The sequence below is a fragment of the Nocardiopsis sediminis genome (assembly GCF_042650565.1).
In the GTDB taxonomy this organism is placed as follows: Bacteria; Actinomycetota; Actinomycetes; order Streptosporangiales; family Streptosporangiaceae; genus Nocardiopsis_B; species Nocardiopsis_B sediminis.
Genome location: NZ_JBHSBH010000007.1, coordinates 171732 through 184064, shown reverse-complemented (window position 1 = coordinate 184064; position 12333 = coordinate 171732). Strand labels below are relative to the sequence as shown.

At 71.5% G+C, this 12333-nt stretch carries 17 protein-coding genes; 6 read left to right on the top strand and 11 right to left on the bottom strand.

Annotated elements, in window-relative coordinates; translation table 11 throughout:
* Positions 1-78 precede the first annotated feature (78 nt).
* The 4 genes from ACFOVU_RS09835 to ACFOVU_RS09820 are packed head-to-tail and all read left to right on the top strand — an operon-like array spanning position 79 to position 3413.
* Positions 79-372, top strand: a complete 294-nt coding sequence (locus ACFOVU_RS09835) for a hypothetical protein (RefSeq protein ID WP_378532063.1) — start codon at positions 79-81, stop codon at positions 370-372.
* A gap of 8 nt (positions 373-380) precedes the next feature.
* Positions 381-1505: an NtaA/DmoA family FMN-dependent monooxygenase gene (locus ACFOVU_RS09830; protein WP_378532061.1), complete on the top strand. Its 1125-nt coding sequence runs from the start codon at positions 381-383 to the stop codon at positions 1503-1505.
* A gap of 40 nt (positions 1506-1545) precedes the next feature.
* Complete coding sequence (locus ACFOVU_RS09825) at positions 1546-2856, top strand: flavin monoamine oxidase family protein (protein ID WP_378532059.1); 1311 nt, start codon at positions 1546-1548, stop codon at positions 2854-2856.
* A gap of 41 nt (positions 2857-2897) precedes the next feature.
* On the top strand, positions 2898-3413 hold the full coding sequence (locus tag ACFOVU_RS09820; protein WP_378532057.1) for a flavin reductase family protein: 516 nt from the start codon (positions 2898-2900) through the stop codon (positions 3411-3413).
* Here the strand turns inward: ACFOVU_RS09820 and ACFOVU_RS09815 are convergent.
* The 7 genes from ACFOVU_RS09815 to ACFOVU_RS09785 all read right to left on the bottom strand — a co-directional run bounded on the left by ACFOVU_RS09815 (position 3398) and on the right by ACFOVU_RS09785 (position 7483).
* Entirely contained in the window at positions 3398-3547 is a 150-nt protein-coding gene (locus tag ACFOVU_RS09815; RefSeq protein ID WP_378532055.1) for a hypothetical protein, read from the bottom strand. The genes ACFOVU_RS09820 and ACFOVU_RS09815 overlap by 16 nt on opposite strands.
* On the bottom strand, positions 3502-3774 hold the full coding sequence (locus tag ACFOVU_RS09810) for a hypothetical protein (RefSeq protein ID WP_378532053.1): 273 nt from the start codon (positions 3772-3774) through the stop codon (positions 3502-3504). The genes ACFOVU_RS09815 and ACFOVU_RS09810 overlap by 46 nt, the downstream gene beginning before the upstream one ends.
* A 149-nt stretch (positions 3775-3923) precedes the next feature.
* A complete protein-coding gene (locus tag ACFOVU_RS09805) occupies positions 3924-4301 on the bottom strand; it encodes a PPOX class F420-dependent oxidoreductase (RefSeq protein WP_378532051.1) in 378 nt (125 codons plus the stop codon).
* A 142-nt stretch (positions 4302-4443) separates the two neighbouring features.
* Positions 4444-5844 carry a chromate efflux transporter gene (chrA, locus tag ACFOVU_RS09800; RefSeq protein WP_378532049.1) on the bottom strand — a complete coding sequence of 467 codons (1401 nt, stop codon included), beginning with the start codon at positions 5842-5844 and terminating at the stop codon, positions 4444-4446.
* Positions 5841-6272 (bottom strand): chromate resistance protein ChrB domain-containing protein, encoded by a 432-nt coding sequence (locus ACFOVU_RS09795; RefSeq protein ID WP_378532047.1) that lies wholly within the window; start codon positions 6270-6272, stop codon positions 5841-5843. Before ACFOVU_RS09795 ends, chrA begins: the two co-directional genes overlap by 4 nt.
* Positions 6269-6784 carry a Chromate resistance protein ChrB gene (locus tag ACFOVU_RS09790; protein WP_378532045.1) on the bottom strand — a complete coding sequence of 172 codons (516 nt, stop codon included), beginning with the start codon at positions 6782-6784 and terminating at the stop codon, positions 6269-6271. The genes ACFOVU_RS09795 and ACFOVU_RS09790 overlap by 4 nt, the downstream gene beginning before the upstream one ends.
* A gap of 141 nt (positions 6785-6925) precedes the next feature.
* Positions 6926-7483 carry an SDR family oxidoreductase gene (locus ACFOVU_RS09785; RefSeq protein ID WP_378532813.1) on the bottom strand — a complete coding sequence of 186 codons (558 nt, stop codon included), beginning with the start codon at positions 7481-7483 and terminating at the stop codon, positions 6926-6928.
* 85 nt (positions 7484-7568) lie between these two features.
* On the opposite strand from ACFOVU_RS09785, the gene ACFOVU_RS09780 reads away from it, so the two are divergent.
* A complete protein-coding gene (locus ACFOVU_RS09780; RefSeq protein ID WP_378532043.1) occupies positions 7569-7907 on the top strand; it encodes a winged helix-turn-helix transcriptional regulator in 339 nt (112 codons plus the stop codon).
* Positions 7908-8055: 148 nt separating this feature from the next.
* On the opposite strand, the gene ACFOVU_RS09775 is transcribed toward ACFOVU_RS09780, so the two are convergent.
* The 3 genes from ACFOVU_RS09775 to ACFOVU_RS09765 form a co-directional block, all read right to left on the bottom strand.
* Positions 8056-9168: an alkene reductase gene (locus ACFOVU_RS09775; RefSeq protein ID WP_378532042.1), complete on the bottom strand. Its 1113-nt coding sequence runs from the start codon at positions 9166-9168 to the stop codon at positions 8056-8058.
* 65 nt (positions 9169-9233) lie between these two features.
* Positions 9234-9836 (bottom strand): NADPH-dependent F420 reductase, encoded by a 603-nt coding sequence (locus ACFOVU_RS09770; RefSeq protein WP_378532040.1) that lies wholly within the window; start codon positions 9834-9836, stop codon positions 9234-9236.
* On the bottom strand, positions 9836-10867 hold the full coding sequence (locus tag ACFOVU_RS09765) for a zinc-binding dehydrogenase (RefSeq protein WP_378532038.1): 1032 nt from the start codon (positions 10865-10867) through the stop codon (positions 9836-9838). Before ACFOVU_RS09765 ends, ACFOVU_RS09770 begins: the two co-directional genes overlap by 1 nt.
* A 96-nt stretch (positions 10868-10963) precedes the next feature.
* Between ACFOVU_RS09765 and ACFOVU_RS09760 the strand changes: the two genes are divergently transcribed.
* A complete protein-coding gene (locus ACFOVU_RS09760) occupies positions 10964-11563 on the top strand; it encodes a TetR/AcrR family transcriptional regulator (protein WP_378532036.1) in 600 nt (199 codons plus the stop codon).
* Between the two features lie 125 nt (positions 11564-11688).
* Here ACFOVU_RS09760 and ACFOVU_RS09755 read toward each other — a convergent pair whose 3' ends face one another.
* Positions 11689-12312 (bottom strand): acyl-CoA-like ligand-binding transcription factor, encoded by a 624-nt coding sequence (locus ACFOVU_RS09755; protein WP_378532034.1) that lies wholly within the window; start codon positions 12310-12312, stop codon positions 11689-11691.
* Positions 12313-12333 lie beyond the last annotated feature (21 nt).

Here is a 12333-nt window from a genome sequence, read left to right as displayed (position 1 = left end):
GCCCAGGGCGAGATTTAATTTGAACGCAACGTTCAGTATATGAACGTTACGCGCTCACGTATGAGGGAGCAGCCCCCCATGAAGCACCGCCCTCTGCACCTGTTCGCCTTCGACATCGCAGCCCCCGCGCACCTGACGGCCGGCTCCTGGCGCACCGACGGGGACCAAGGACACCGGTACACCGACCTGGAGTACTGGAAGGACACCGCCCGGATGCTCGAGGACGCGGGCTTCGACGGCATCTTCTTCGCCGACACCGTCGGCTACCACGACGTCTACGAGGGCCGGCCCGACGAGGCCATCCGCGACGCCGCCCAGTTCCCCGTCAACGACCCCCTCCTGCTGATCAGCGCGCGGTCACCGAGCACCTGACCTTCGGCGTGACCTGCTCACTGACCTATGAGCAGCCGTACCTGCTGGCGCGCCGCTTCAGCACGCTCGACCACCTCACCCGGGGCAGAGTGGGCTGGAACATCGTCACTTCCTACTCCGAGTCCGCGGCCCGCAACCTGGGACTGGGACGCCAGCCCGGCCACGACGAGCGCTATGAGCTCGCCGAGGAGTACATGGAGGTCGTCTACAAGCTGTGGGAGCGGTCCTGGGAACCGGACGCGGTCACCCGCGACGCGGCCGCGGCCACCTATGCCGACCCCTCCCGCATCCACCCGATCGCGCACTCCGGCCGGTACTTCAGCGTTCCGGGGTTCTCGCTGTGCGAGCCGTCCCCCCAGCGCACGCCCGTCCTGTTCCAGGCAGGCGCGTCCGCGCGGGGGGTGGCCTTCGCCGCCCGGCACGCCGAAGCCGTCTTCATCAACGCCGTGTCGGTGGAACAGGCCCGGCGCGGCGTCGAACGGATTCGCCGGGCGGCCGTGGCGGCCGGGCGGCGGCCCGGCGACATCAAGGTCATCGTCCTGCTCACCGTGATCGTGGCGCCCACCGACGACGCCGCCGCGGTCGCGCACGCGGCCCACCTGCGCAACGCCACCATCGAGGGCGCACTGGCCCGGTTCGGCGGCTGGACCGGCCTGGACATGTCCACCTGGGACCTCGACCTCCCGCTGAAGAGCGTGCCGACCCGGGGCGTGCAGTCCCTGATCGACATGTTCTCCACGGCCGATCCCGACCGTGTATGGACCGCCCGCGACATCGCCCGTTTCCTGGGCATCGGCGGCACCGGCTCCACGATCGTGGGGTCCCCGGCGACCGTCGCCGCCGAGCTGTCGCGCTGGCGCGACGAGGCCGGTGTCGACGGCGTCAACCTCAGCTACGCCACCAAGCCGGGAAGCTGGCGGGCGTTCATCGATCTCGCCCTTCCCGAACTGCGCCGGCAGGGCATCGTCGCCCCCGCCCCCGCCCGCAGCACGGGAGGGCCCGTGACCCTGCGCGAGAAGCTCTTCGGCCCCGGGGCCGTGCACACCGCCGAGGGCCACCCCGCCACCGGCCACCGCACCGGCCACCGCGCGCGCCGCACCAGCGGCGCGGTCGCGGAACCGGCGGCCCACTGAGCAGACGTCGCCCCGACACCGACACCACGAAAGGCCACACATGCACCAGCAGGCGGACGTCGTCGTCATCGGAGCCGGGGTCGCCGGCCTGGTCACCGCCCGCGACCTCAGCCGCGCGGGGCTGCGCACCGTCGTCCTCGAAGCACGGCACCGTCCCGGCGGCCGCACCTGGACCGATCACCGCCTCGGCCGGGACCTGGAGATCGGCGGCACGTGGCTGCACTGGGTCCAGCCGCACATCTGGGCCGAGGTCACCCGCTACGGGCTGGCCGTCACCCGCGGGCCCCGCTCGGAGGAGACCTACTGGCTCGCCGGCGACGAAGTGCGCCGCGGCACGCTGGAGGACTTCATGGCGCTGATCGACCCGGGCATGACCCGGCTGCTGGAGGACACCATGCGGTGGATCCCGCGCCCCGACGCCCCGCTGACCGTCGCAGGGCTGAGCGAGGTCGACCAGTTCAACCTCCAGGAGATGCTCGACGAGCTCGACCTGTCCGTCGACGAGCGCAACGCCAACGAAGCCGCCTGGGTCGGGCACCTCAACGGCCCGCTCATCGACTGCGCCTACACCAACGCCCTGCGCTGGACCGCCGCAACGGCCGGTTCCTGGCGCCTGATGCACGAGGCATCGGCGGTCTTCCGGCTGGCCCACGGCACCCGGCGCCTGGTGAGGGCGATTTCGGCCGACACCCAGGCCGACATCCGCCTGTCCGCACCCGTGCGCTCCATCGCCCACGACGACCGCGGCGCCGAGATCAGCTACGCCGACGGGCAGACCATCAGCGCCCGCCGGGTGGTCATCACCGTGCCGCAGAACATCCTGCACCGGCTCGACATCACCCCCGCACTCCCCGAGGGCAAGCTCCGCCCCAGCGTGGAGCAGACAGCCTCGCGCGGGGTCAAGGCGTGGATCCGGGTCCGCGGTCCCGTGAAGCCGTTCTTCGCCTACTCCTCCCAGCACCATCCGCTCGCCGTCGTGCGCACCGAGTTCATCGGCGACGACGACGCGGTCCTCGTGGCCTTCGGTGCCGACTCCACCCGGATCGACGCCGACGACCCCGCGGCGATCGATGCCGCGCTGCGCGTCTGGCGGCGCGACCTCGAAGTTCTGGAGGCCACCGGCCACGACTGGATGGCCGACCCCTACTCCCAGGAGACCTGGTTGATCCGGCAGCCGCGCCAGCTCACCTGGTACCACCGGGCCCAGCAGGCGGCCACCGGGGTCCTGCACTTCGCCGGCAGCGACTACGCCGACATCTGGCCCGGATTCATCGACGGCGCCATCGAGAGCGGTACCCGTGTGGCCCGCCAGGTCCGGGCCGGCCTGGACCCGGAGCCCGGCCGCGTCTGACCACCGCATTCCGGACACGCCCGCTCACCCTGGAGACGCCGATGAGCACCCACCCCGGAACCACCGTCACCCCGACCCACTTCCGCTCCGTCATGCGCCACCTGCCCACGGGGGTCGCCGCGATCTGCTCGGCGGACCCGCGCACGGCCGAGCCGTGCGGCCTCATCGTCGGCACCTTCGCCTCCCTGTCCCTGGACCCCGCATGGGTGACCTTCAACGTCGCCCGCACCTCGACGAGCTGGCCCCGGATCGCCGGCAGCGGGCGCTTCAGCGTCAGCCTCCTCGCCGACGGGCAGCAGGCGGTCTGCGCGGCGCTCTCGGGCAAGGGCGCCGACAAATTCCGGTCCCTCGACTGGGAGATGTCCGCGTACGGCACGCCCCGCATCCGCGGCTCCCTCGGGTGGATCGACTGCCTGCTCCTCCGGGAACTCGACGGCGGCGACCACCTGCTGATCATCGCCGAGGCACAGGAGATGACGGCGGCCGACCGCGGTGACCCGCTGGTCTTCCACGGCGGCCGGCTCGGAGGCCTGCGCGGCCCTCAGCCGGCGGTGTAGGCGCTCACCGTCTCGTCGTCCGCGTTGCCGGGCAGGGCCGCGGCCTGGGTCTGGTCCTGCCACACCGCGCGGGACCCCGAGTCGCCGATCAGGTAGACGCCGAAGACGGCGGCAGCGGCGGCGATGACCGACACGACCGCGATGACCGCGGTGAGCGCCGTCGACCCCACTGACCCGCCTCGACGGTGATGGGCACCAGGAAGACGACCACCAGCGCCAGGATCGCGTTGGGCCCCGCCAGGAGGCGCCGGGCCATCGGCCACACCGCTGTGAGGACCAGCAGCAGCGCGGCCAACGGAAGCAGGGTGACCACGGCGTGCACCAGCAGGACGTGTGCGGGCAGTCCGTTGATGGTCGTCATCGACGTGTCCTCGATCCTTACACGATCGCCTCGCGGGAGACGGTCGCCATCCGGAAAGGGGGTGGTCCCATTCTCGGTGAAGGGTCGGGTCACGGCCGGGACGGCGCGCCAGCAGCGGCGGAACTCCCGCACGTCGGTCGGCGACCGCCTCAGCCCGCGCTCTGCCGGCCGGGCTCGATGAGTGCGACGATCCGCTTTTCGTCGCGTGGGTAAGGGCCGCCGGTGTACTTCGTGGAGATCCGGTCGATGATCTCCCAGGCGGCGTCGCCCTCGAGCCACTCGACGACCCTGCCGCGGATCATGACCGGCTGGAACGGGTTGTCGGGCGGTGTCAGGGAGAGCGCGACGCGCGGGTCGCGGCGCAGGTTGCGGGCTTTGCGGGTGCCCGGGCCGGTGAGGATCGCGACGCGGTCGCCGTGCGTGCCGATCCAGACGGGGGTGGCGTGGGGCCCGCCGTCGGGCAGGACGCTGGCGAGGTGGGCGATGGGGGTGCCGTCGAGCACGCGGCGCACATCAGGGTCGAGCATCGTGGTCGTCTCCTCGCGTGGGTTCAGGCCGGGTGGCGGTGGTCGCCGGCGAGCGATGATCTCGCGTTCTCCGGCTCCGGCGTAGCCGGGTGAACCGGCCCGCTACCCCGATGCCCGGCCGGTGAACGGGGCGAGCGTCCGGCTAGAGCGGGAGCAGGGCGCCTGCCAGGCCCAGGCCGGCGCATATGGCCAGCACGCGCAGGATCGGCCATTTCAGCGCGAAGGTGAGTACGGCGGCGATGAGGGTGAGGGCGGCGGCCACGGGCGACAGGGTGCTCACGTCGGGCACGGCGACGTGCAGCGGGCCCCAGGTGTGGGTGCCGGTAGCGGTGAACAGGGTGTTCAGCGCGAAGTACAGGGCGAGGTTGGCGATGACCCCCACGACGGCGGCTGCGATGCCGGTCAGCGCGGCCGAGATCGCGGTGTTGTGGCGCAGGCGCTCGACGTAGGGGGCGCCCAGCAGGATGAACAGGAAGCTGGGCACGAAGGTGACCCAGGTGGTCAGCACAGCGCCCAGCAGGGCGGCGGCCCAGGGGTCAAGGGCGCCGGGGGCGCGGTAGGCGGCCAGGAACGCGACGAACTGCACGACCATGATGAGAGGGCCGGGGGTGGACTCGGCCAGTGCCAGGCCGCGCACCATCTCGCCGGGCGTGAGCCAGGCGTAGGTCTCCACCGCGCGCTGGGCGACGAAGGCCAGCACCGCGTAGGCACCTCCGAAGGTGACCAGGGCGGTCCCGGAGAAGAACAGGCCCTGCGTGGTGAACACACTGGAGGGGCCGGTGAGCAGGGCGACGGCGGCGACCGGGAGCCACCAGGCGGCCAGGCCCACGGCCAGGATCCGCCCGGCCGCCCGGCCGCCGGGGCGGGCGTGGTGCAGGGCGTCGTCGGCGATGAGCGGGGGTGGTCGGCTCTGGTCGGCGTGGGTGCCGGCGGGGGCGGTGAGCCAGGGGGTCCAGCGGCCCAGGGCCCATCCCGTCAAGGCCGCCGCCGCGACGACCACGGGGAAGGGAACGGCGAACAGCGCGAGCGCGGCGAAGGCGGCCACGGCGATCGCGACGAGCGCGGGGTGGGTGAGCGAGCGTTTGGCGACGCGGATGAGCGCCTGGGCGACGATCGCCAGCACGGCCGGCGCCAGACCTGCGAAGAGGGCGGCGACGGCGGTGGTGTCGCCGAAGGCGACATAGACCGCCGACAGCCCGAGCAGGGCGGCCATGCCGGGCAGGACGAACAGGGTCCCGGCCGCGATCGCGCCGCGCACGCCGTTGAGCAGCCAGCCGACGTAGATCGCGAGCTGCTGGGCCTCGGGGCCGGGCAGCAGCATGCAGTAGTTGAGGGCGTGGTTGAAGCGCTGCTGGCCGATCCAGCGCTTCTCCTCGACCAGGGTGCGCTGCATGACGGCGATCTGCCCGGCCGGGCCGCCGAAGGTCTGCAACGAGATCAGGAACCAGGCGCGCAGGGCCGTGGCGAAGGGCACCAGGTCGGTGGCGGCGGCCGGAGGGCCGGGGGTGGAGGAGGTGGAGGAGGTCCGGTCATCGGTGCTCACGCGGGCTCTCTTCCCAGCAGCAGGGCGCGTTTGATGTAGGCGTAGAGGCCGTCGAAGATCGGGGCGCTGATCCGCAGGGTGTCCTCGTCGGTGCCGGTCATGGACAGGCCGCGCAGGATCACGTCCAGGCCGGGGGCCTCGGGGGCGTGGTAGCGCTCGTCGTCCAGGTCGCCCTCGTGCACGATCTCGGCGATCCGCCACAGCACCGGGTCGGTGAGGTCGTAGCGGCGCAGGATCGTCTCGAAGCTGCAATCGCCGCCGTGGTGACCGAGATCGGCGCCGCGCATGTCGAAGGGGGTGGCCTCGGCGGGCACCTGGCCGGGGTCGGTGACGAACACGAACTCGGCCTCGGGGTCGATGTGGCGGGTGATGAGCCAGGCGCAGGCCGCCCGGTCGATGTGGATCGCGGCGCGGGTGGCCCACTTCACGGCGTTGTCTCCTCTGCCTGGGCGGTGGCGGGGGTGGTGGCCTGCGGCGCGGCGTCCCCGGCGAGATCCTGCACGGCGCGGCGCGCCTGGTCGCGTTGGGGCGGGGGGAAGTGGTCACGGCGGTTGATCCGGCGCAGCTCCTCGCGCAGCCTGCGGACCAGGCGGGAGCGGGCGCCGGGAGCCAGGTGCGCCCCCTCGGCGGCCTGGGCGATCACCGCCCGGTACTCGGCGGCGCGGGCGCCGGCCATCTCGGCGGCCAAGCGGTGTTCCTGGGCAGCCGAGGCGGGGCGCGCCAGCCACACGGTGGCCGTTCCGCCGTGCTCCTCGACCTCTTCGGCGATCCAGTCGAAGTGCTCGCGGGTACGGGCGTCGGCCGGGAGCCCGGCCAGACCGTCGCCGATCTGGGCGATGCCCAGCCGCTTGAGCTTGCGCCACACCGCGATGCGGGGCGAGGAGGGCTCACGCGGCATCCGGTAGGCCAGCAGCACCCACTCGCCCCTGTGATCGGTCATGCCCTGCCTCCCCACGATCCATCTTTGCAACCATTATTACCGTAACCATGGTTGCAAATCCAGGGGAGATCGCACGACTGCGGAATGCCGGCGACCACGCCGCGTCGACGGATCCGGGCCGTCCGGGCCCGGCGTGGGTGGTCAGCTCGCCGGGCCGCCGACGAGGACCGACCAGCCGCCGTCGACGCGCAGGGTGGTGCCGGTGGCCGGGTGGAGGGCGGGGTCGGCGGCCAGTGCCACCGCGGCGGCGACGTCGTCGGGTTCGAGTACCCGGCCCAGCACGGATTCCCGGGCGAGGACGGCGCCGCGCTCGGTTGCCAGGACTTCGGCGGTGGCCGGCGTCCGGACCGCCCCGGGGGCGACGACGAGCACGCTGACGCCGTCGCGCGCGCTCTCCGCGGCGACGTGGCGGGCGAAGGTGGCCAGCGCGGATTTCGCCGTGCCGTGCGCGAGCCGGCCTCCGCCGACGTAGTCGGCGGCGGTGCTGCCGATGTAGATGATCCGCCCCGCACCCTGCGCCCGCATCGGTTCGAGGACGCGCTTGGTGATGTGGAAGGCGCCGGCGAGCTCGCCGGTGACCTTGGCCGCGAAGGCCGCCCACGCCAGGTCGGCCAGCGCGGCGAAGGGCGGCGGAGCGGTATTGGCATTGACGACGACCGTGTCGATCCGCCCGTGGGCGGCGAGGACCCCGGTCACCAGCTCAGCGGCGGCGGAAGGCGCTCACCACGCGGTGAGCTGCTCACGCGCCGGTGAGCGCGCAGTCCACGAGCCTGGGAGAGGTGCGATGGGTGACGTGTTCCACAAGGACTGCCCGGCGCGCGAGGTGCTGGGGCATCTCGCCGGCCGGTGGACGATTTTGGTCCTCACCGCACTGCTGGCCCAACCGCGCCGCTATCACGAGCTGCGCTCGGTGGTCGCGGGGATCAGCGACAAGAGCCTCGCGGCCACGCTCCGGTCGCTCCAGCAGGACGGCCTGGTGCACCGCCGGGTCGGCACGGGGCAGCCGCCATCGGTGACGTATTCGGTCACCGAGCTGGGCCGCGGCGCGGCGGTGGCGCTGGACCCGCTGCTGCTGTGGATCCGCGCCAACGCGGCGGAGATCACGGAACGCCGCGAGGGGTGACCGGGCCGTCGGGCGACGGTGTCCGCGCGGATGGTGGTGCGGCCGTGGTTGATCCGCACCCGCGTTGAGCAGGCGACGGCCATCACGTAGCCGGTCTCGCCCACGATCAGCACCGTTCCCGGCCGGGAACGGCCACAAGACCGGAGTATCAGGAGCCGGTCACTGTGGGGTAGTCCGTGTATCCCTCCGCGCCACCGGCGTAGTACGTGTCGCGGTTGTCGGCGGTGAGAGGGTGGCCGTGGGTGAATCGATCGACGAGGTCCGGATTGGCGATGAAGGGGGCGCCGAAGGAGACCGCGTCGGCCAGTTGCCGTTCGAGGATCTCGTTGCCGCTCGCTTGTGTGAAGCCGAGATTGGCGATGATGGCGCCGTGATAGTGGGCGCGGTAGCGGGTGAACGCGGTGAAGGTGTCGTCGGTGCCCGTGCCGGGTTCCGGTCCCACGAGGTGGAGATAGGCCAGGTCGGTGTCGCTGAGGCGCTTGAGGAGCTGGTCGTAGTCGGTCAGCATGTCGGCGTCCGCGGTGAAGGCCGGCTCGCGACGCCAGTAGGGGGACAGTTTGACGCCGATGCGGTCGCTGCCCCACACGCCGCTGACGGCGTCCACGACGTCGAACAGGAACCGGGCCCGCTTCTCACTGCTGCCGCCGTAGGCGTCGGTGCGCTGGTTCAGGCGGGGGTTGAGGAACTGGGCCACGAGGTGGGATGCCTGCGCGTGGATCTCCAGGCCGTCGAATCCGGCGCGCAGAGCGTTGGCGGCGGCCTGCCGGTAGGTGTCGATCGTGGTGGCGATATCCGCCGCGGTCAAGGCGCGGGGCGTGACCGTGTCCTTCGGGCCGTCGGGAGTGAAGGACATCTCCTGGGGGTTGATCGCCGAGGGGCCGGCGGGGAGGCGGCCACCGAGGTGGTCGGGATGGGAGACGGCGCCGACGTGGCCGATCTGCGAGATGATCCTGCCTCCCGCGGAGTGCACGGCTCCGGTGACCTTGGCCCAGCCGGCGGTCTGGGTGTCGGTGTAGATGCCGGGGACGTTGATGAAGCCGATCGCGTCCGTGCTGACCCAGGTTCCTTCGCTGATGATCAGGCCGGCGCCGGCGCGCTGCGTGTAATAAGTGGCGTGCAGGTCGGTGGGGGCCAGTTCCGCGTTGGTGGCCCGGGAGCGCGTCATGGGAGCCATGACGACGCGGTTGGGCAGTTCGAGCGCGCCCAGTCGAACGGGCTGTAGGAGGGGCTGGGCGCCGGATGCCGAAGTCGGGTCGGACATGAGGATCTCTTTCGTGAAGTAGGGCGCTTCTCGCGGACGCGGGGAGTACGAGCGGCTGGGCGGGATCAGTCCTGCTTGAGGGCGTGGAGGGCGGACAGAGGGCCGCCGAGCTGGATGAGGCGTCCTCCCTCGCGCAGCGTTCCGAGGTCGACGGGCGCGAAGCCGAACTGGGAGGCCAGGCCCGTTACGGTGCTCTTGGCGTCCGTGTCGTCGCCGGCGAGGAACAGCACCTGCCGCCCGGCCTCGTGGCGGGGATCGGGTGCGATGAACTGCCCGTAGAGGGCGTTGAAGGCCTTCACCACGCGCGCGCCGGGAAGCAGGGAGGCCACGTATTCGCTCCCGGTGAGATCGCCCAGGTCGGCGATCTTCACGTTCGGGGGAGGGGAGGCGAACTGGTTGGTGGCGTCGATGACGACGGTCCCGTCCAGGGGAGGGAGTTGGGCGGCGACGTCGGGGACTTGCGGCCAGCCGACCGCGAGCACGACGAGGTCCGCGACAGCAGCCTCGGCGGGGGGCGCGGCCGTCGCGAGCGCGCCGAGGTCCTTGACCAGCGGGGCCAGGGAGGCGGGTCCTCGGCTGTTGCTGAGCACGACCTCGTGGTCGTGACGGATCGCATGCCGGGCGATGGCCTGGGCGACTTCTCCGGCTCCGAGCATTCCGATCTTCATCAGGCGGCCTCGTTTCCGGAGTCGGCCGTCGTCTGCGGTGTGGTGAGCAGGACGGTTCCGCTCTTGGCCGGGCGGCGGGCGTGCTCGATGGCCGTCTTGAAGTCGGCGAGGTCGTAGCTGGCCGCGACGTCAAGCAGGTCCGGCGCGTTCTGCGCCAGGTCCTGGGCGAAGGCGACATCCTCAGCCCGCTCCCTGGGGGTGCGGCTCATCCAGTGCAGTATCGACACTCCCCGCACCGTCAGCTCCCGCGCTATGAGAGGCAGCGCCTCAAGCGGTGTCGTGCCGGAACTCAGATGTCCGTAGGAGATCAGAGTGCCGCCGTCGGCGAGCAGTCCGGCGAGGTCCTGGGTCATGGAACCGCCGACACAGTCGAGGACCACCTGGACGCCCCGCTCGCCGGCATGGCGGCGGACTTGTCCCTGCCAGTCGTCGTCGCATGTCGCGATCACGGGCTGGGAGGGGTACGACGTCCGCACCTTCTCGGCACCGGAGGTGCTGCGCACGAGGTTGATCAACTGCAGGTCGTGCCGGACCGCGGCTGCGCTGACCAACCTGCCGATGGACGAGCCGGCGGCGGTCTGAAGAACCGGACCCGTCTGCCCGCGCAGGGCCTTCTCTATTGCGCGGTACAGCATGCACAGCGTCAGCGGGTTGACCAGCATTAGGGCTGCGGTCTCGTCGCTGACTCCGGCCGGCACCGGCACTGCCAGATCGGCGGGGACCACGACGAAGTCGCTCCATGTTCCTGGCGCCGGGAAAACCGCCACCCGTTGACCTGGGCGCAGTGTGCGGACGTCCGCTCCGACGCTCTCGACGACGCCCATCCCCTCCACTCCGGGAGTCCGGGCCCCCGACTGCTGTTCGGGCCGGCCCGGCAGACCCTCCACACCGATCAGGTCCCCCGGATGGATGGGCCGGACCAGCACGCGGACCAGAACCTCTCCGCTGCCGGGAGCCGGCCGGCGGGCCTCTTCCCTCAGCGTCAGTACCTGTGCGGCTGCCCCTTGGCGGGTGTACTCCACGGTGCGCACGGGCGCCTCCAGTCGTTTTTGATGATGTTCATCATTAAAAGAATGATGAGGGGTAACATTGAAAACGTCAAACACTGCCGACGCAGGAGGGCGGCCATGCCGCGGATCACCAGGGAAGACAAGGCCAGGAACCGGCAGAACATCGTCGAGGCGGCCGGACGCATGTTCCGCTCGCAGGGCGTCGATGCCGTAGGGATCGCCGAACTGATGCAGGAAGCAGGCCTGACCCACGGCGGCTTCTACAACCACTTCGCATCCAAAGGCGATCTGGCCGCCGAGGCATGCGGTGCCTCGTTCGAAGCCTCTCTGGGCACTTTGGACCAGGCCCTTGAGGAGGGCGCCGATCTCACCGGCCCACCGCTGAAGCGAGTGGTGGACGACTACCTTTCGGCCGCCCACCGCGACGCCCCCGACGGCGGCTGTCCCTCCGCCTCCCTGGTCACCGACGCCGTACGGCACAGCGACACGGTCCAGCGCGCCTACGCGAGCGGCGTGGAGGGATACCTCACCGGCTTCGCCCAGGAGTTCGCCCGCGAGCACGAAGGGGAGATCACCTCACAGGAGGCGCGGGACCGTGCGGTGCTGCTGTTCAGCCGACTCGTAGGGGCAATGGCCCTCGCCCGCGCAGTGAGCCACGTCCAGCCTGAACTGTCCGACGAGATTCTGCGGACCTGCCGCGCTCACGCTCTCGACTGACCGATTGACCGATTGTCAGCTGGAGGGAGTGCTCACGCTCGTGCGCCGACTGGTGCAGGGGACAGCTGCCGAGGTGCGAGCGCCTTGAGATCGTTCGGCGCGGTGAGCCTCGTGCTTACCCGCTCTTAGCCGCCCGTTCGGATGGGGCCGGTGTCGGCCGGCGCCGTGAGCAGGCCGAAGCCGGAAAGCGCCTTCGCGACGGCTTCGGCGGGGCTCTCGCCGCCGTCGTCTTCGGCCCAGATGGCGAGCGCTTCGGAGATCGCGGCCTGGATGGCGGCGGCCGCACTGCGCACGCCGATCTCGTGGGCCGAGCGCCCCGTGCGCCGGGCGATGAAGGCCGCCGTCTCGTCGAGCCATCCGGCGTAGGTATCCGGGCGGCTGGAGCCGGCCTCGGCCGTCGTGGCGATCGCCCGGATCCGTACCTGGCTGAGCGAGGGTTCGTCGGAGTCCTCGGAGAACACGCCGATCACGGCCTCGGTGATGGCTTCGAGGATTGTCGCGTGCGGGTCGGCCGCGCCGAGGTGGCGGCGCAGGGCGTCCAGGGATCCTTCGGTGCCGCCCCACACGATGTCCGACTTGGTGGGGAAGTAGCGGTGCAGGGTGCGCAGGCTCACGCCGAGGTCGGTGGCCAGGCGCGTCATCGTGACGTTGGGGTAGCCGTCGCGGAGCAGGATCCCGATCGCGCGTTCGCGCATGAGGCCGGGGTCGGCCAGTGGTGGACGCCCGCGGCGCGATGTCGGTCCTGCCATGCGGCAACTGTACCGTTGCCG

Coding starts and splice junctions, on each gene's coding strand:
- ACFOVU_RS09835 (WP_378532063.1), top strand. CDS start 79: ATGAAGCACCGCCCTCTGCACCTGTTCGCCTTCGACATCGCAGCCCCC.
- ACFOVU_RS09825 (WP_378532059.1), top strand. CDS start 1,546: ATGCACCAGCAGGCGGACGTCGTCGTCATCGGAGCCGGGGTCGCCGGC.
- ACFOVU_RS09820 (WP_378532057.1), top strand. CDS start 2,898: ATGAGCACCCACCCCGGAACCACCGTCACCCCGACCCACTTCCGCTCC.
- ACFOVU_RS09810 (WP_378532053.1), bottom strand. CDS start 3,774: ATGACGACCATCAACGGACTGCCCGCACACGTCCTGCTGGTGCACGCC.
- ACFOVU_RS09805 (WP_378532051.1), bottom strand. CDS start 4,301: ATGCTCGACCCTGATGTGCGCCGCGTGCTCGACGGCACCCCCATCGCC.
- ACFOVU_RS09790 (WP_378532045.1), bottom strand. CDS start 6,784: ATGACCGATCACAGGGGCGAGTGGGTGCTGCTGGCCTACCGGATGCCG.
- ACFOVU_RS09780 (WP_378532043.1), top strand. CDS start 7,569: ATGGGTGACGTGTTCCACAAGGACTGCCCGGCGCGCGAGGTGCTGGGG.
- ACFOVU_RS09775 (WP_378532042.1), bottom strand. CDS start 9,168: ATGTCCGACCCGACTTCGGCATCCGGCGCCCAGCCCCTCCTACAGCCC.
- ACFOVU_RS09770 (WP_378532040.1), bottom strand. CDS start 9,836: ATGAAGATCGGAATGCTCGGAGCCGGAGAAGTCGCCCAGGCCATCGCC.
- ACFOVU_RS09760 (WP_378532036.1), top strand. CDS start 10,964: ATGCCGCGGATCACCAGGGAAGACAAGGCCAGGAACCGGCAGAACATC.
- ACFOVU_RS09755 (WP_378532034.1), bottom strand. CDS start 12,312: ATGGCAGGACCGACATCGCGCCGCGGGCGTCCACCACTGGCCGACCCC.